Origin of the sequence: Pseudarthrobacter sp. CCNWLW207, from assembly GCF_037203945.1 — a bacterium.
Lineage (GTDB): Bacteria > Actinomycetota > Actinomycetes > Actinomycetales > Micrococcaceae > Arthrobacter.
The window spans coordinates 134,199-149,339 of the sequence record NZ_JBBCBS010000003.1 but is presented as its reverse complement, the minus strand read 5'-3'; the positions used below and the strand labels follow the sequence as shown (position 1 = coordinate 149,339).

19 protein-coding genes are annotated in these 15,141 nt (G+C 61.9%); 11 read left to right on the top strand and 8 right to left on the bottom strand.

What is annotated here, in order from left to right:
• Positions 1–6: 6 nt before the first annotated feature.
• From V9L17_RS06440 to V9L17_RS06395, 10 genes are all read left to right on the top strand, one after another.
• Positions 7–174: a Flp family type IVb pilin gene (locus tag V9L17_RS06440; protein ID WP_337346893.1), complete on the top strand. Its 168-nt coding sequence runs from the start codon at positions 7–9 to the stop codon at positions 172–174.
• Positions 175–472: 298 nt separating this feature from the next.
• On the top strand, positions 473–721 hold the full coding sequence (locus tag V9L17_RS06435) for a Flp family type IVb pilin (RefSeq protein WP_337350864.1): 249 nt from the start codon (positions 473–475) through the stop codon (positions 719–721).
• Between the two features lie 106 nt (positions 722–827).
• A complete protein-coding gene (locus tag V9L17_RS06430) occupies positions 828–1,220 on the top strand; it encodes a TadE family protein (RefSeq protein WP_337350863.1) in 393 nt (130 codons plus the stop codon).
• Positions 1,208–2,239: a pilus assembly protein TadG-related protein gene (locus V9L17_RS06425; RefSeq protein WP_337350862.1), complete on the top strand. Its 1,032-nt coding sequence runs from the start codon at positions 1,208–1,210 to the stop codon at positions 2,237–2,239. Before V9L17_RS06430 ends, V9L17_RS06425 begins: the two co-directional genes overlap by 13 nt.
• Positions 2,240–2,281: 42 nt before the next feature.
• On the top strand, positions 2,282–3,052 hold the full coding sequence (cpaB, locus tag V9L17_RS06420; protein WP_337350861.1) for a Flp pilus assembly protein CpaB: 771 nt from the start codon (positions 2,282–2,284) through the stop codon (positions 3,050–3,052).
• Entirely contained in the window at positions 3,049–4,245 is a 1,197-nt protein-coding gene (locus tag V9L17_RS06415; protein ID WP_337350860.1) for an AAA family ATPase, read from the top strand. The genes cpaB and V9L17_RS06415 overlap by 4 nt, the downstream gene beginning before the upstream one ends.
• A complete protein-coding gene (locus V9L17_RS06410) occupies positions 4,246–5,799 on the top strand; it encodes an ATPase, T2SS/T4P/T4SS family (RefSeq protein WP_337350859.1) in 1,554 nt (517 codons plus the stop codon).
• A gap of 6 nt (positions 5,800–5,805) precedes the next feature.
• Positions 5,806–6,738, top strand: coding sequence for a type II secretion system F family protein (locus V9L17_RS06405; protein ID WP_337350858.1), 933 nt, complete (start codon positions 5,806–5,808; stop codon positions 6,736–6,738).
• 7 nt (positions 6,739–6,745) lie between these two features.
• Entirely contained in the window at positions 6,746–7,630 is an 885-nt protein-coding gene (locus V9L17_RS06400) for a type II secretion system F family protein (RefSeq protein ID WP_337350857.1), read from the top strand.
• 86 nt (positions 7,631–7,716) lie between these two features.
• A complete protein-coding gene (locus tag V9L17_RS06395) occupies positions 7,717–8,181 on the top strand; it encodes an Hpt domain-containing protein (protein WP_337350856.1) in 465 nt (154 codons plus the stop codon).
• Between the two features lie 32 nt (positions 8,182–8,213).
• Here V9L17_RS06395 and V9L17_RS06390 read toward each other — a convergent pair whose 3' ends face one another.
• Positions 8,214–8,993, bottom strand: a complete 780-nt coding sequence (locus V9L17_RS06390) for a response regulator transcription factor (protein ID WP_337350855.1) — start codon at positions 8,991–8,993, stop codon at positions 8,214–8,216.
• Between the two features lie 259 nt (positions 8,994–9,252).
• Between V9L17_RS06390 and V9L17_RS06385 the strand changes: the two genes are divergently transcribed.
• Positions 9,253–10,920, top strand: coding sequence for a sensor histidine kinase (locus V9L17_RS06385; protein ID WP_337350854.1), 1,668 nt, complete (start codon positions 9,253–9,255; stop codon positions 10,918–10,920).
• A gap of 6 nt (positions 10,921–10,926) precedes the next feature.
• Here the strand turns inward: V9L17_RS06385 and V9L17_RS06380 are convergent, their stop codons facing one another.
• The 7 genes from V9L17_RS06380 to infA form a co-directional block, all read right to left on the bottom strand.
• The gene (locus tag V9L17_RS06380; RefSeq protein ID WP_337346881.1) at positions 10,927–11,826 is read right to left on the bottom strand and encodes a tRNA pseudouridine synthase A; all 900 of its coding nucleotides are present in this window, start codon (positions 11,824–11,826) and stop codon (positions 10,927–10,929) included.
• A gap of 31 nt (positions 11,827–11,857) precedes the next feature.
• Positions 11,858–12,442, bottom strand: a complete 585-nt coding sequence (gene rplQ, locus V9L17_RS06375; protein WP_337346880.1) for a 50S ribosomal protein L17 — start codon at positions 12,440–12,442, stop codon at positions 11,858–11,860.
• A gap of 66 nt (positions 12,443–12,508) precedes the next feature.
• Positions 12,509–13,519: a DNA-directed RNA polymerase subunit alpha gene (locus tag V9L17_RS06370; RefSeq protein ID WP_131131310.1), complete on the bottom strand. Its 1,011-nt coding sequence runs from the start codon at positions 13,517–13,519 to the stop codon at positions 12,509–12,511.
• Between the two features lie 132 nt (positions 13,520–13,651).
• On the bottom strand, positions 13,652–14,053 hold the full coding sequence (rpsK, locus tag V9L17_RS06365) for a 30S ribosomal protein S11 (protein ID WP_018769149.1): 402 nt from the start codon (positions 14,051–14,053) through the stop codon (positions 13,652–13,654).
• Between the two features lie 51 nt (positions 14,054–14,104).
• Positions 14,105–14,479 carry a 30S ribosomal protein S13 gene (gene rpsM, locus V9L17_RS06360; RefSeq protein ID WP_028275004.1) on the bottom strand — a complete coding sequence of 125 codons (375 nt, stop codon included), beginning with the start codon at positions 14,477–14,479 and terminating at the stop codon, positions 14,105–14,107.
• A gap of 176 nt (positions 14,480–14,655) precedes the next feature.
• The gene (gene rpmJ, locus V9L17_RS06355; RefSeq protein WP_009358722.1) at positions 14,656–14,769 is read right to left on the bottom strand and encodes a 50S ribosomal protein L36; all 114 of its coding nucleotides are present in this window, start codon (positions 14,767–14,769) and stop codon (positions 14,656–14,658) included.
• A gap of 69 nt (positions 14,770–14,838) precedes the next feature.
• The gene (infA, locus tag V9L17_RS06350) at positions 14,839–15,060 is read right to left on the bottom strand and encodes a translation initiation factor IF-1 (protein WP_009358723.1); all 222 of its coding nucleotides are present in this window, start codon (positions 15,058–15,060) and stop codon (positions 14,839–14,841) included.
• Positions 15,061–15,141 lie beyond the last annotated feature (81 nt).

Below are 15,141 nucleotides of genomic sequence, written 5' to 3'. Positions count from 1 at the left end.
GTCTGGATGCGGCTCCTTACCGATGAAGAAGGGGCCACAGCAACCGAATACGGCATCCTCATGTCGTTCATCGTGATGCTCACAGCCATCGGCATTAGCTTCTTCGGCCTCGAGCTGCTCGGCTGGTTCGACGACTTGACTGCCCACCTGAAATTAGTCCTCGGCATTCCGTAATCCCGCCAGAACACTTTTCCCAACACTGACGTAGCACCCCCACCCGCGCCCTCACCCGGCGCCCCAAGAACCGGACCCCCTCGGCACCCAGAACCGAGGGGGTCCGCTTGTGTGCCTGGAGGGCCCCAATTCCAAGCTTCAACGCAGTGCCAGCGAAGGAAACGCGCAGGAAGAGAGCATGTTGGGAAGGCTTAGCACAGGATGCTGCAAATTCCCGTCAACGGGCCATCAAGCGTTGCTATGTTCTTGTCAGAGCTGGTGCTGGACCAGCTTTCCCCCACTCGCTCAGGAGTCTCAAATGCTTTCTCTTTACACCAACCTCGCCGTCCGTCTTCACCGCGACGAAAAGGGCGCCACGGCCGTCGAATACGGCATCATGGTTGGCCTCATCGCGGTCGTCATCATTGTTGCCGTCACCCTCCTTGGTGGCTCGTTGAACGCAATGTTCGAACAAGTACAGTGCCAAGTCGGCGGCGGCACATGGACGGCGACTGCGGCAACTGCCACCACGTCCGCTGGCGGATCCTGCGCCTACCCGACTCCCTAGTCCGGGACGCCCCACCAGCAGCACGAGGCACAAGAGTGGCGGCGGCAATCAGGCCGCCGCCACTCGGCTTTGCAGAGCACAAACTGACGTATCGAAAGGCTTCTCCATGTCCAGGGCATCCGAGCGCGGCGCCGTTGCGGTAGAGTTCGCGATCGTCGCACCCCTCCTGGTCATGCTGCTCTTAGGGATCATGGAATTCAGCCGTGTGTACAACGCGCAGGCGTCGCTCTCGGCTGCCGCCCGTGAAGGAGTCCGGGTCATGGCAATCTCCAATAACGCGCCAGCAGCCCGCAACGCAGCGAAGGGCACAGCACCTTCCCTACGGCCCGGCTTGGCGGACGCAAACATCACATTCAAGAACCTCGATACGCCCACTTCGACAACATGTGCACCCGGTCACCGCATTTCCGTCACCATCACGTACAGCCTGTCCACCATGACAGGCATAGCCGGCCCGTTCGCCATGACAGGCAAAGGAGCAATGCTATGCGGTGGCTGAAAGGAACCAACGGTTATAACGACGGCGAACGCGGCGCCGTGAGCGTCATCGTCGCCATGATGCTGGTGGCGCTTTTAGGCTTCGGCGCCATCGCCGTGGATGTGGGCATGCTCTACGCCGAACGGACCCAGCTCCGAAACGGAGCCGACGCCGCTGCCTTGGCGATCGCCCAAAAGTGCGCCAAGAGCGCCAGTGATCCGGGCTGCTCTGCAACTTCTTCCCTTGCCGCATCCCTAACCAGCGGCAACGCCAACGATGGCCTCAGCCACATCAAGTCCACCGTTCTGGACAAGACCGCCCGGACAGTGACAGTCACTGCGTCCGCGAAGGAGGCCGGCCACTCCCCCAATGAAGTTTCCCTCTTTTTCGCCCGGGCCTTTGGAATGAATACGGCCGAGGTCAACGCCCCCGCAACCGTCCGCTGGGGCAGCCCGGAAAAGGGGCCCACACCATTTCCTATCACCGTCTCCATTTGCCAGGTTCGAAACAAAACTGACGTGATGCAGCTTCTCCAGCTGCATGGGAAGAACGCCAACCCCGACTGTGATTACGGGCCGTCCGGGGCCGCAGTCGAGGGCGGATTCGGTGAACTTACGCAGAACCCCGGCCAGTGCGGCGCGATCATCGACATCGCCGCCAGCACTGCCGGCGGCGACACCGGTAACAATGCGCCGCCGAACTGTGAGGCGACATTGAACGGCTGGGCGGCGGATATGAATGCGGGCAAGGACGTCATCCTCTTGCTGCCCATCTTCGATTCAGTGACCGGCACCGGCACAAATGCAGTCTTCCGGCTTACAACCTTCGCCGCATTCAAGGTTGCAGGGTGGAAGGTTGGCAACACAGGCCTTCCCAATACCTTCCGCAACAGGTCACCGGACGTCCCTTCAGCCCTGGAATGCAGAGAACCATGCCGGGGCATCATCGGAACTTTCGTCAAATACGTCTCCTTGGCCGACGGCTACACCTTGGGGCCCATAAACGCGGACGGCGCAACAGTCGTCGAACTCACCTATTAGTTCAGAGAACACCATGATTTTTGAAATGCACAGGAGCAGTCAGTGAAGTCACGTTTGTTGGCCGGAGTGGTGGCAGTGCTGCTGGCGATCGTCGGAGCGGTCATCGTGGTGTCCTATGCCCAGGGCGCCGATCAGCGGGCGGTCAGCGGACTGGACCCGATCGGCGTCCTGGTCGTGACCAAAGCCGTCCCCGCAGGCTCCTCCGCTGAGACCTTGAAAGCATCGGTTGCCCTTCGGGAACTTCCCGGCACCGCCGTCGCTAAGACTGCCCTGAACACGCTGGACGGAGCGGTCGGGAAGGTCACGTCCGCAGACCTCGTCCCCGGCGAGCAACTGCTCGCAGAGCGGCTCATCTCGCCGGAGGAACTGAAGACCCTGGGTTCGGTCCCTGTCCCCGCAGGCCTGCAGGAAGTTACCTTCCAGCTGGAACCGCAGCGCGTCGTGGGCGGACGCCTGGCGGCGGGCGACACAGTGGGCATCTTCATCACCATGCCCAGTGGCGGGATCGAAGCCAAGGCCGATCAGGAAACCGTACAACTGTCCATCCACAAAGCACTGGTGACCGCCGTCCAGCGAGCACCTGAAGGGGCCGTAGCAAACCCGGCCCCAACGGCAAGTGCGGAACCCTCACCGGATCCCCGCGACGTCAACCTCCCCACCGGTCTGCTTATGGTCACCGTTGCCGTGAACGACATCAATGCAGACAAGATCGTCTTCGCCTCCGAATTCGCTGCCCTCTGGCTCAGCAAGGAACCGCTCGATGCGCAGGACAGCGGACCGCGCGTCATGACCAGGTCGGACCTCTACAAATGAGCCGCTTTGTCCTTATCACTCCCGACGTCAGCTTTGACTCCCGCCTCCGTGAAGCTGTTGCCGGAGGCCTGCATGGGGGCGTGCAGACCTTCTTTACCACCCTGTTACCGGCGGACCCGCACGAACTCTTCGCCAGCTTGGACCAGGAACATCCTGAAGTATTGGTCCTGGGACCAGAAGTCCCTCTGGACGACGCACTCCGGTTCGCGACGGTCCTGAACGTCAGTTTCCCGGAACTGAGCGTCATTGTGGCCGCCGAGCCTGACCCTGACTTCCTTCTGCACGCCATGCGGGCAGGCATCCGGGACATTGCCTCCCCCCACTCGGCTCCAGCGCAGCTTCGGGTGCTCCTGGAGCGCGCCAGCCAGTCCTTTGCACACCGGTACCGTGCAACGGCGCCGCAGCAAGCACCGGAATCCAACAAGGGCCTGGTCATCGGCGTTTTCTCACCTAAGGGCGGCGTGGGCAAGACGACCATCGCCACCAACATCGCCATCGGGCTGGGCAAAGTAGCGCCCATGAGTGTGGTCATCGTGGACCTGGACCTGCAGTTCGGGGACGTCGCCTCTGGGCTTTACCTTGACCCCGAGCACACTGTCACGGACGCGGTGTCGCCGGCCGCGAGCCAGGACTCCCTGGTCCTCAAAGCGTTCCTCACCGTGCACCCGGGCAGCATCTACGCGCTTTGCGCTCCCCCAACGCCCGTGGACGCGGACGAGATCACCCCGGACCAGGTCAGCCGGCTGCTGGAACAGCTGTCTGAACAATTCCAATACGTCGTAGTGGACACAGCACCAGGCCTGCCGGAAGTTGGGCTTGCCGCCATGGAAAAGTGCACTGACGTGGTGTGGGTCAGCGGCATGGATATTCCCAGTGTCCGTGGCCTGCGATCAGGTCTGGATGTCCTCCGTCAGCTGGACGTCCTTCCGGACACCCGGCACGTGGTCCTGAACATGGCCGACGCCAAAACCGGCCTCACCATCCAAGACCTCGAATCCACCATCGGCGCGCCCGTGGACGTAAGTATCCCTCGGTCCCGCGCTGTGGCGCTGTCCACCAACCGCGGAATCCCTGTCCTCCAGGAGCCCATGAAGGACCCGGCAACCAAGGGGCTAAACCAGCTCGTGGAACGTTTCAACCCTGAGTGGCGGGCAAAATCCCAGCGCAAACTCCACCGAAGGGTAGTGGTCTAGATGAAACTCTCAGAGCGCATCAGCGCGGCCCAGGCAAAAACGCAGCCAGGTTCCCAGCCTGCTTCCGCGAAGGCTTCAGCCGCCACTCTCGATGTGCCGCGTGCGGAAGTTCCTGCCCAGCGCGTGCAGTGGTTTGAACAGACTCCGGAACAACGGACGACGACGACGGCACCGCCTGCCGCCGTCGTCACCGCGCACGCCCATCCGGAAGAGACGCGGCCGAAACCCTTGCAGCCCGTGGACGTCTTCGCCGCCCTCAAGGAAAGGGCAGCGACGGCGCTGTTTGAGCGTCTTGGCGCCCGATTCAACGACTCGTCCATCACGGAGCAGGAGCTGAAGTCCTCAGCCCGGGATGAACTGACACGGATAATCGACGCCGAGCAGGTGCCGCTCTCCCCCGAGGAACGCACCCGTCTGGTTCAGGACGTTGCCGACGATGTCCTGGGCTACGGTCCGCTTCAGCGGCTGCTGGATGATCCCGCGGTCACCGAAATCATGGTCAACCGCATGGACCAGATCTACGTGGAGCGCAAAGGGCACCTTACCCTCGCAGACTCACGCTTCAGCTCCGAGGAGCACCTCCGCAAGGTCATCGAACGTATCGTCTCGAAAGTGGGCCGCCGCATTGACGAGTCCTCACCCCTGGTGGACGCCCGGTTGGAGGATGGATCACGCGTCAACGCCGTTATACCGCCGCTGGCCGTTGGTGGGTCCTCGCTGACCATCCGCAAATTCAGCAAAGTTCCGCTGACGGTCAGGAACCTCATCGACTTCGGCACCCTGACGCCAGAGATGGCGGAACTGCTCAATGCCTGTGTCAAAGCCAAGCTGAACATCATCGTCTCCGGCGGAACAGGCACCGGCAAGACCACCCTGCTCAACGTCCTTTCATCCTTTCTGCCCGCCAACGAGCGAATCGTTACCATCGAGGACGCCGTCGAACTCCAGATTCAGCAAGACCACGTGGTCCGGCTGGAGAGCCGCCCTCCCAACACCGAGGGCAAAGGCGAAGTGACCATCCGCGAACTGCTCCGTAACTCACTGCGTATGCGGCCGGACCGCATTGTGGTGGGCGAGGTCCGCGGCGGCGAATCGCTGGACATGCTCCAGGCCATGAACACCGGCCACGACGGTTCCCTCTCCACAGTCCACTCCAATTCTCCGCGCGACGCCGTAGCCCGGCTGGAAACACTGGTGCTGATGGCAGGCATGGACCTGCCGCTGCGGGCCATCCGCGAGCAGATCGCGTCCGCCGTCAACCTGATTGTTCAGATCTCGCGTTTACGTGACGGTAGCCGGCGGATCACCCACGTTACCGAGGTCCAAGGCATGGAAGGGGACATCGTCACCCTCCAGGACGCCTTCGTCTTCGACTATTCCGCCGGCGTTGACCAACACGGCCGCTTTCTAGGTAAGCCCGTTGCGACCGGCATCCGGCCGCGCTTCATCGACCGGTTCGAGGACCTCGGCATCCATGTCTCGCCCTCTGTTTTCGCGACCCCGGCCAGTCCGGGTCCGGCTGCTGCGAGCCCTTCCGGCACCGGAAAGGCCTAGGTCTCCATGCTGATCACTGTTGGAGCCGCATTGCTGTTCCTCGCCCCGATCCTGCTGGGCGTGGCACTGGTGCTGCCGCGCACGCCCGAAGTCGCTTTGGACCGGCGCCGCCCCTACGAGGCGGATCCGCCGTCGCGACTTACCCGGCTCACTGACGCCACAGTGGGTGGCCTTGGCCGATTCCTGGAAGCCAGGAACATCCGTCTCTACAACCGTGACGCGCTGGAGAATGCTGGGCTGAGGTTGAGCCAGACTGAATATACGGTGTTGGTCATCGCCGGCTCCATCGTCGGCGCACTGGTTGGATTGGTCATAGGGGTACCGGCAATCTCCGTCCTGCTTGTTGTCCTGGCGCCGTTCGTGGGCTATCTCGTTTTGGGAGTCCTTGCCGGCAAACGGCGCGCCAAGTTCGACGAACAACTCGGCGATACTCTGCAACTGCTCGCTGGCGGATTGCGGGCCGGCCACAGCATCCTGCGTGCCATCGACGCCGCCGCGGCGGAGTCGCTGAGCCCCACTTCCGAGGAGATGCGTCGCGTCATTACCGAAACCAGCCTGGGCCGCGACCTGCTCGCCTCACTGACTGACACGTCCAACCGCATGCGGAACGAGGACTTCGTCTGGATCGCCCAGGCCATCCAGATCAACCGCGAAGTCGGAGGCAACCTTGCCGAAGTCCTGGACCAGGTGAACGAAACCATCCGGGAGCGTTCTGAAATCAAGGGCCACATCAAGTCCTTGGCCGCGGAAGGCAAGTTTTCCGCCTACATCCTCATTGCCATGCCCTTCGGTATCGTGATGATGCTGATGACAGTGAACCCTGGCTATATGAACTCGATGTTCACGCACCCGCTCGGATGGGGCATGGTCGCAGCATCCTTCGTCCTCATGACGATCGGCAGCCTGTGGATGCGCAAAATTATCGATCTGAAGTTCTGAGGCGCCAATGAGTCCGCTTGTGATGTTTTCCCTGTTGCTGGTCTCCGTGCCGACCGGCTACCTGGCATGGTCCATTCTCTCGGTGGATCGCAAGGCCCGCACCGCCACAGTGGCCATCCTGGCCCGCGGCAGAAGGACTGCCGAAGTACCGGAAGCAAAGTCTGGAAATTTCCTCGCTACTATCGGCTACCGGGTAACGCCGCCCGCCTATGTGCGGAAGCTCGACAAGCTTCTGTCGCTTGCGGGCCGGCCCACGGCATGGCCGTTGGCCCGCATTCTTGCAGCAAAGCCCGTCCTTGGCCTCTTCGGGGGAGTGCTGTTCATCTTGATCAGCACCAGCAGCCCGCAACCCATCATGAAGCTCACGGGCTTGTTCATCCTGGTCCTCGGCTACTTCATTCCGGATCTGATGCTTTACAGCAAGGGAATGGAGCGCCAAAAGGCCATTCAGCTTGAGCTGGCCAACACCCTGGACCAGATGTTGATTTCGGTGGAGGCAGGACTGGGATTTGAAGGGGCTATGGCACGCGCCGGCGAGAACGGTAAGGGGCCACTGGCCGAGGAGCTGGTCCGCACGCTGCAGGACATGCAGGTGGGAAGAAGCCGCCGCGAGTCGTACCTTGCCCTGGCCGAACGCACCAACATCCCGGAACTTCGAAGCTTCGTGCAGGCCATTGTCCAGGCAGATAAGTACGGCATCGCCATCAGCCGGGTACTCCGGGTGCAGGCGAAGGTGATGCGGGTGAAGCGACGCCAGCGCGCGGAGGAAAAGGCCATGAAACTACCCGTGATGATCCTTTTCCCGCTGTTGTTCTTTATTTTTCCTGTGCTCTTCATTGCAATTCTTGGCCCCGCTGTCATCAACGCCGTTGTTGCATTCAGCGGTCAATAACTTGACCCATCGGTAGGTCTCTCAAGGTTTACACAGGATCTGCCGAATTCAGACCCCCAATGACAATCAGGAAGTAGCCTTGAACCATGCACACTCCAGACACAGGCTCCGGCGATAAGGGAACCACCGCGGTTCCCCTGCCCGCCGTGGCTGGAGGAATCCCGGAGCATGGAAGCCTGCAGGAACTGGACGACCTCCTTCCACTGGTCGATTCCGGCGTCCTCGAAGACTTGGAAGAAGAGCTGAACGGCTCAGAGCTGGCACTCCGCTTTGCCCGTGATTACGCCGCCATGTGGGACCAGCGGTACAGCCGGCTGGCCCTGGCCGTCGAGAACCAGGACCGGGCCGCCGCCCTTGATGCCATCATCAGCCTGCGCATCACGTCCGCCATGGTGGGGGGCGTTCGGCTGGCCCGGCTGGCCGAGGTGCTGGAATCCGTCATTCGGGAGGGCGACTTCGGACAAGGCCAGGCCATGATGGAAAGCGTCGCGGAAAACGGCGACCAGACCATCTCCGAACTCCAGGCGAACTACATCCTGAAGAACGGTTAGGCCTTGGCCGCACCGGGTCGACGGCAACCCAGCTAACGCTGGTCCGGCCGTTTCGGCGCCAGCCTGTAGCCGACTCCCCGAACCGTCTGAAGCCACCGCGGAGCTGCCGGATCTTCCTTCAGCTTGCGCCGCAGGTTGCCGATGTGGACTTCCACTGCCCGTTCATCGGCTTCGCTGATGTAGGCGTCCTCCTCGTAGAGATCGCCCCGTACGGCCTTGACCAGGTCCGAGCGTGTGCAGACGGCCCCTCCACCGCGCAGCAGCACGTGGAGGAGGTCGAACTCGCTGCGCGTCAGCCCAAGCTGTTCACCGTGGATTGCCACCGAACGCGTCCGATGGTCAAGGACCAGCCCGTTGTGGTGCAGCACTCCGGTGTTTGCCAGCGGCGCAGGCGGCAAAGTACCCGAAGCCCATTCCTGGGGAACCTGCTGCTGGATCTCATGCCGGGGCCGGCGCATCATCGCAGCAACCCGGGCTCGCAGTTCGCGGGGACGGAAGGGCTTAGCGATGTAGTCATCCGCCCCTGCGTTCAGCGCGGACAGTAGATCCGGTTCTTCCGTCCTGCCAGTCAGCATCACCACGTAGGCATCGCTAAAATTCCTGATCCGCCTCAGCACTTCAAAGCCGTCAATATCCGGCAGGCCGATGTCCAGGGTCACCACATTCGCGTGCTTGGCACGGACCACTTCAACGCCGTCCCGCCCGTCCGAGGCGGTATGGACCTCAAACCCGGCCTGGCTAAGCACACCCTCCAAGAGGTTACGCACGTCGGCATCATCTTCGATGACTACCGCTACTCCAAGATCGTCCATTGATATATCCCCATGCCAGGTGAAAGCGGCCCCCCATCAGCCCAGCGCCAATGCCGTATTCACTCCAACTGCCTCTACGCTACAAGGATGTAGGCCTGATGACACGTCTTTTCGGTATTGACCTGCGCAAAGTCAATTATCATGACATCAAACGTACATTTGGGGGCCGAGAGAGGGCTGAGCACTGTGGGCGTCACCAATTCGTTGCCAAATACGCTGAACGCGGCATTTGATCCGTCATCAAACACGGAAAAAGCCAATGCCTGACGGGCTGCTGCAGCGTGGTACGGCGCGGTATTTCCGGAATTTAGGGCAACGCGGCCAAGTAGCCTTATGCCAACTGCCGCTGACGCTGATTGTGGCTGCGATGGCGGTGGCCACACCGCTGGCCTGGCCGTCCCTGATGCACAGCCCGTTGTATCTCTCGGGCCTGGTTCTTCACGGCATCCTTTTCGTGGCATGCTTCGTGACGCCGTGGGAGCGGCTGGGCCCGCAAGCCTACCTTGCGGTGCCTATCCTGGACCTGCTGGCGATCGGCCTCCTACGAAATGGCGCCTCACCGCTTCTGCCTGGATTGGCTATCCTCGCCATTTTCCCGGTCATCTGGCTCTCGGCCTCCGGGTTAATGGCGCGCACCAGCATCGTGTTGAGTGTAATCGGGCCGATGCTCATCATGCTCCCCACGCTCTCCGGCAGGTTCCCCAACCTCACGGCATCTGACATCACATCCACCCTGCTTTTCCCGCTGATGATGCTCGCAGTGTCCTTGGCCATTCGCTTCGCGAGCGTGCATATGAGAATTCAACAGCGGCAGTTGAAGGAAAAAGACGCGGAACTCCGTGAATTGCTTGCAGCCAGCACAGACAGGGAACGGCTGCTGCAAACAATCCTGGACGCAACCGACGTCGGAATTGTGGCAGTGGACTCGGACGGTGGGATACTCCTGACCAACAACAGGCAAAGGGATTTCGAGCAGATCTCCGGCCCACGGGAAAGCCCAACCACGGCCGAAGAGCAACAGCTGATTTTTGCCCGGGACAGGGTTACCCCCTTGCCCGCCGCCAAGCGCCCCGTCCGGCGCGCCATCGACGGCGAATCCTTCGCGGACTATCTCGTCTGGATCGGCACGGGGCCACGCCAGCGCGCCGTATCGACGGCGGCACGTCCGTTAATGGACGACGGCGGACGCTTCAGTGGCGCTGTCATCGTCTACACGGACGTCACAGGGCTGGTGGAGGCACTGGCGGCCAACGAGGAACTCGTCTCGAACGTCTCGCATGAATTCAGGAACCCGCTCAATTCCATCCTGGGCAATATCGATCTCGTGCTTGAGGACGTCCAGGGCACGTCCCCGGCCTCCGTCCGGCGATTGGAGGTTGTGCAACGCAACTCCGAGAGGCTCCTGGCTTTGGTATCCGACCTCATGGCGTCGGCTTCCTCCGCCCTCAAAGTGCACCCTAAACGCACGGACCTTGCAAGCCTCGTCGAGACCAGCATCGGCTCCGCGCAGCCCCAGGCCGAACAGTCCAGCATCTCCCTGGTGGCCGATATCCCCTCGCCCTTGTGGGCCTACGCGGACCCGCTGCGCATCGGGCAGGCCCTGGACAACCTGGTGTCCAATGCCATCAAGTACTCCCCCGGCGGCGGCGTGGTAAACATTAGTGCCCAAGGCACGGACGAGTGGGTCCGGCTGAAAGTGCAAGACTCCGGGATGGGCATGACCCCGGAAGACTCGGCCAAGGTCTTCCGCCGGTTCTTCCGGACGGAGTCAGCACGCGAAGCCGCCATCTCGGGGGCAGGCCTCGGACTGTCCATTACCAAGGCCATCGTCGACGGTCACGGCGGCGACATTTCGTGCACCAGCAGCCCCGGCAAGGGCAGCACGTTTACGCTCACCCTGCCGGCCGAGGGGCCGAGGACGTACTAGGGCACGTCAGTTGGGGTGCTCCCGGACGGCCCTCGTGAGTTCGGCCCGCGCCAGCATCTCGCCGTCGGTCGGGTAGGCAACTTCCTCCAGGACCAGCGGGTGGGGCGCCGCCAGGACCGACTTGGCGTCCCGCTTCCTGGCGAGGAGGCGGTCATAGAGCCACCCGGGCTCCTCAATGCCCTCCCCGACGAACAGGGCCGAGCCCACCAGGGAGCGCACCATGTTGTGGCAGAAAGCGTCCGCCTGCACCGTGGCCACGATCACCCCGTCCTCCCCGCGCGCAAACTCAAAGCGCTGCAGTTCGCGGATGGTGGTGGCCCCTTCCCGAGGCTTGCAGTAGGAGAGGAAGTTCTGCAGCCCCAGTAGTTTGGAGGCCCCCTCATTCAGCAAGGAAACGTCCAGCGGATTCTTGTGCCACAGCGTGAAGTAGCGTTCCAACGGGTCCCAAAGGGCGGGGCCGTCCGCGATCCGGTAGCTGTAACGGCGCCACAGGGCCGAGAACCGCGCGTCAAAGCCTTCAGGGGCCAGGGACACCCTGTGGACCTCGATAGCCCCGCTGAGGTCGCCCAGGCCACGGCTCAGTGCGCCGCGGATCCGGCGCAGCATGGCGACGGCGGGATCGAGTTCGTGCCCGCGGGGCAGAGCCAGCCACTCAGCTTCGGTCAGGTCGAGATGGACAACCTGTCCCCGGGCGTGCACGCCGGCATCCGTGCGGCCAGCCACGGTCACGCGGACGGGCCGGCGCACGAGCAGCGCAACGGCCTCCTCCAGGACGCCCTGGACGGTCCGGAGGCCCGGCTGAAGGGCCCACCCATTAAAGGGACCGCCGTCGTAGGAAATATCAAACCGGATACGCAAAAACCCGCCGCCCCCTGAAACGGGGGCCGCGGGTTTTTGGTCGTTCATAGACTCAAGTCTATGCGAAGGAATCAGCGAATTACTTCGCGTCCTTTTCCTCAGCCTTGTCCTCGGCGGGAGCTTCCTCAGCGGCCGGGGCCTCTTCGGTTGCAGCCTCAGCCTCGGGAGCCTCGGCAGCTTCAGTCTCAACGACCTCGGCCTCGGGAGCCTCTTCAGCGGCCGGGGCAGCAGCAGCTGCTTCCTTCTTGTCGGCGTCGCGCTTTGCGGCAGAGGTAGCCTCGGCTACAACGGCCTGCTTAGCGGAAACCGGCTCAAGGACCAGTTCGATGACGGCCATGGGAGCGTTGTCGCCCTTGCGGTTGCCAATCTTGGTGATGCGGGTGTAGCCGCCGTCGCGGTTTTCCACTGCCTGTGCAATGTCGGTGAACAGCTCGTGGACGACGCCCTTGTTGCTGATCAGGCCGAGTACACGGCGGCGGGAAGCCAGGTCGCCGCGCTTGGCGAAAGTCACCAGGCGCTCGGCGTACGGCTTCAGGCGCTTGGCCTTGGTCACCGTGGTGGTGATCCGCTTGTGCTCGAACAGTGCTGCTGCCAGGTTCGCGAGCATAAGACGCTCGTGAGCCGGGCCGCCTCCGAGGCGCGGACCCTTAGTGGGGGTAGGCATAATTGTTTCTCCTCATATGGAAGCCGGTGGTGGGCACACCATGGTGCCCGCCGGCCAAGATCTGTTTTAGAGTTCGTCGTCGCCGAAGGCGGCGTCGTCCTCTTCAATTGCTGCGGCGCGTGCTGCGAGGTCAAAACCGGGAGGCGAGTCCTTGAGGGACAGGCCCAGTTCAACCAGCTTTGCCTTGACCTCGTCAATGGACTTCGCACCGAAGTTACGGATGTCCATCAGGTCGGCCTCGGAGCGGGCAACGAGTTCACCCACGGTGTGGATGCCCTCACGCTTGAGGCAGTTGTAGGAACGGACGGTGAGGTCCAGATCCTCGATCGGCAGGGCCATGTCGGCTGCCAGGGCAGCGTCCGTCGGCGACGGGCCAATCTCGATACCTTCAGCTGCGGTGTTCAGCTCGCGGGCCAGACCGAAGAGTTCCACCAGGGTGGTACCTGCGGAAGCAACCGCATCGCGCGGGGCGATGGCCTGCTTGGTCTCGACGTCGACAATGAGCTTGTCGAAGTCAGTGCGCTGCTCAACACGGGTTGCTTCCACGCGGAAAGTAACCTTCAGCACCGGCGAGTAGATCGAGTCGACCGGGATGCGGCCGATCTCTGAATCGCCGGACTTGTTCTGAGCTGCCGAAACGTAGCCGCGGCCGCGCTCGATGGTCAGTTCGAGTTCGAACTTGCCCTTCGAGTTCAGCGTGGCAATGTGCAGATCCGGGTTGTGGAATTCGACGCCGGCCGGCGGAGCGATGTCCGCGGCCGTGACGACTCCGGGGCCCTGCTTGCGCAGGTAAGCAACAACCGGCTCATCGTGCTCGGAGGAAACCGACAGGCTCTTGATGTTCAGGATGATCTCAGTGACATCCTCCTTGACACCGGGAACCGTGGTGAACTCGTGCAGCACGCCATCGATCCGGATGCTGGTTACAGCAGCACCGGGGATGGAGGAGAGCAGGGTACGGCGGAGGGAGTTTCCGAGGGTGTAGCCGAAGCCCGGTTCCAGCGGTTCAATGATGAAACGCGAACGGTTTTCGGAGACTACCTCTTCGGAGAGGGTGGGGCGCTGTGCAATGAGCACTTAGGTTTCCTTTCGGCGAGCATCCGCTATATGACGCAACACAGGTGGTGGAAATTCGGTCTGAAGACTTAACGCGGCTGGGCCTGCCCGGACCATCTACGGTCCGGGCAAGCTCCTGCTGCTGTAAAAGCCTTAGACGCGGCGGCGCTTCGGCGGACGGCAGCCGTTGTGCGCTGCGGGGGTGACGTCCTGGATGGAGCCAACCTCCAGGCCAGCGGCCTGCAGCGAGCGGATTGCGGTTTCGCGTCCGGAGCCCGGTCCCTTGACGAAAACGTCAACCTTGCGCATGCCGTGCTCCTGTGCGCGCTTGGCAGCGGCTTCGGCAGCCATCTGGGCAGCGAACGGGGTGGACTTACGCGAGCCCTTGAAGCCAACCTCACCTGAGGAAGCCCAAGAGATAACAGCGCCATTCGGATCCGTGATGGAAACGATGGTGTTGTTAAAAGTGCTCTTGATGTGCGCCTGGCCAAGCGCGATATTCTTCTTGTCCTTCTTACGCGGCTTGCGAACCGCGCCACGAGTCTTCGGGGGCATTATTTCTCCTACAGAAAGTTATTGGGGGAAGACGAGTCAATCCCGAGGGATTTAACGAGCCTTCTTCTTGCCTGCAACGGTGCGCTTCGGACCCTTGCGGGTACGTGCGTTCGTCTTCGTACGCTGTCCGCGCACTGGCAGGCCCTTGCGATGGCGAATACCTTCGTAGCTGCCGATTTCTACCTTGCGGCGGATATCAGCTGCTACTTCGCGGCGAAGGTCACCCTCAACCTTGTAGTTGCCTTCAATGTAGTCACGCAGCTCAACCAGCTGGGCATCGGTGAGGTCCTTAACACGGACGTCAGCGCTGATGCCAGTGGCAGCCAGGGTTTCGTGTGCACGGGTCTTGCCCACGCCGTAGATGTAAGTAAGCGCAATTTCCAACCGCTTTTCGCGGGGAATGTCTACGCCAGCGAGACGAGCCATAGTGGCAGTACTCCTTGAATAAACCGGAGGTCGTAGGCAGTACACCCGCACGTTCTGTGCGGCCCCAGCCTCCGACCGGGGGTTAGCTGTCCGGGCTCATGCGTCCCAATTCAGCTTGTGCTGCCTTTATTTACTTGCGTGGGTTAGCAACCCAGGGTTTCCTTCAGGGAAGGAAATTAGCCCTGGCGCTGCTTGTGGCGCGGGTTCTCGCAGATCACCATGACCCGGCCATTACGGCGGATCACTTTGCACTTTTCGCAGATCTGCTTGACGCTCGGCTTGACCTTCATGGCATTCCTTTGCGTGTGGCAGTTGGTCAACTGGAGCGGCCTACGGCTTTTGCCGGGGCTGCCCAGAATTTACTTGTAGCGGTAGACGATACGACCCCGAGTGAGGTCATAAGGGCTCAGTTCCACCACTACCCGGTCCTCAGGGAGAATCCTGATGTAGTGCTGGCGCATCTTGCCTGAGATGTGTGCCAGAACGATGTGCTTGTTGGTGAGCTCAACGCGAAACATCGCATTGGGCAGCGCCTCAGTCACAACGCCCTCGATCTCAATGACCCCGTCCTTCTTGGCCATACCCTCCGCTAACTGTTGTTGCCGCAGCCCTGCCGGATTGCACCGGACAAGACCACGAACGTTTTTGTTGGATCGGTTATC

What these genes read in the sequence shown, in the direction of transcription:
- V9L17_RS06440 (WP_337346893.1), top strand. Translation starts at nt 7, where the DNA reads ATGCGGCTCCTTACCGATGAAGAAGGGGCCACAGCAACCGAATACGGC.
- V9L17_RS06435 (WP_337350864.1), top strand. Translation starts at nt 473, where the DNA reads ATGCTTTCTCTTTACACCAACCTCGCCGTCCGTCTTCACCGCGACGAA.
- V9L17_RS06430 (WP_337350863.1), top strand. Translation starts at nt 828, where the DNA reads ATGTCCAGGGCATCCGAGCGCGGCGCCGTTGCGGTAGAGTTCGCGATC.
- V9L17_RS06425 (WP_337350862.1), top strand. Translation starts at nt 1,208, where the DNA reads ATGCGGTGGCTGAAAGGAACCAACGGTTATAACGACGGCGAACGCGGC.
- V9L17_RS06415 (WP_337350860.1), top strand. Translation starts at nt 3,049, where the DNA reads ATGAGCCGCTTTGTCCTTATCACTCCCGACGTCAGCTTTGACTCCCGC.
- V9L17_RS06410 (WP_337350859.1), top strand. Translation starts at nt 4,246, where the DNA reads ATGAAACTCTCAGAGCGCATCAGCGCGGCCCAGGCAAAAACGCAGCCA.
- V9L17_RS06405 (WP_337350858.1), top strand. Translation starts at nt 5,806, where the DNA reads ATGCTGATCACTGTTGGAGCCGCATTGCTGTTCCTCGCCCCGATCCTG.
- V9L17_RS06400 (WP_337350857.1), top strand. Translation starts at nt 6,746, where the DNA reads ATGAGTCCGCTTGTGATGTTTTCCCTGTTGCTGGTCTCCGTGCCGACC.
- V9L17_RS06395 (WP_337350856.1), top strand. Translation starts at nt 7,717, where the DNA reads ATGCACACTCCAGACACAGGCTCCGGCGATAAGGGAACCACCGCGGTT.
- V9L17_RS06390 (WP_337350855.1), bottom strand. Translation starts at nt 8,993, where the DNA reads ATGGACGATCTTGGAGTAGCGGTAGTCATCGAAGATGATGCCGACGTG.
- V9L17_RS06385 (WP_337350854.1), top strand. Translation starts at nt 9,253, where the DNA reads ATGCCTGACGGGCTGCTGCAGCGTGGTACGGCGCGGTATTTCCGGAAT.
- V9L17_RS06380 (WP_337346881.1), bottom strand. Translation starts at nt 11,826, where the DNA reads ATGAACGACCAAAAACCCGCGGCCCCCGTTTCAGGGGGCGGCGGGTTT.
- rplQ (WP_337346880.1), bottom strand. Translation starts at nt 12,442, where the DNA reads ATGCCTACCCCCACTAAGGGTCCGCGCCTCGGAGGCGGCCCGGCTCAC.
- rpsK (WP_018769149.1), bottom strand. Translation starts at nt 14,053, where the DNA reads ATGCCCCCGAAGACTCGTGGCGCGGTTCGCAAGCCGCGTAAGAAGGAC.
- rpsM (WP_028275004.1), bottom strand. Translation starts at nt 14,479, where the DNA reads ATGGCTCGTCTCGCTGGCGTAGACATTCCCCGCGAAAAGCGGTTGGAA.
- rpmJ (WP_009358722.1), bottom strand. Translation starts at nt 14,769, where the DNA reads ATGAAGGTCAAGCCGAGCGTCAAGCAGATCTGCGAAAAGTGCAAAGTG.
- infA (WP_009358723.1), bottom strand. Translation starts at nt 15,060, where the DNA reads ATGGCCAAGAAGGACGGGGTCATTGAGATCGAGGGCGTTGTGACTGAG.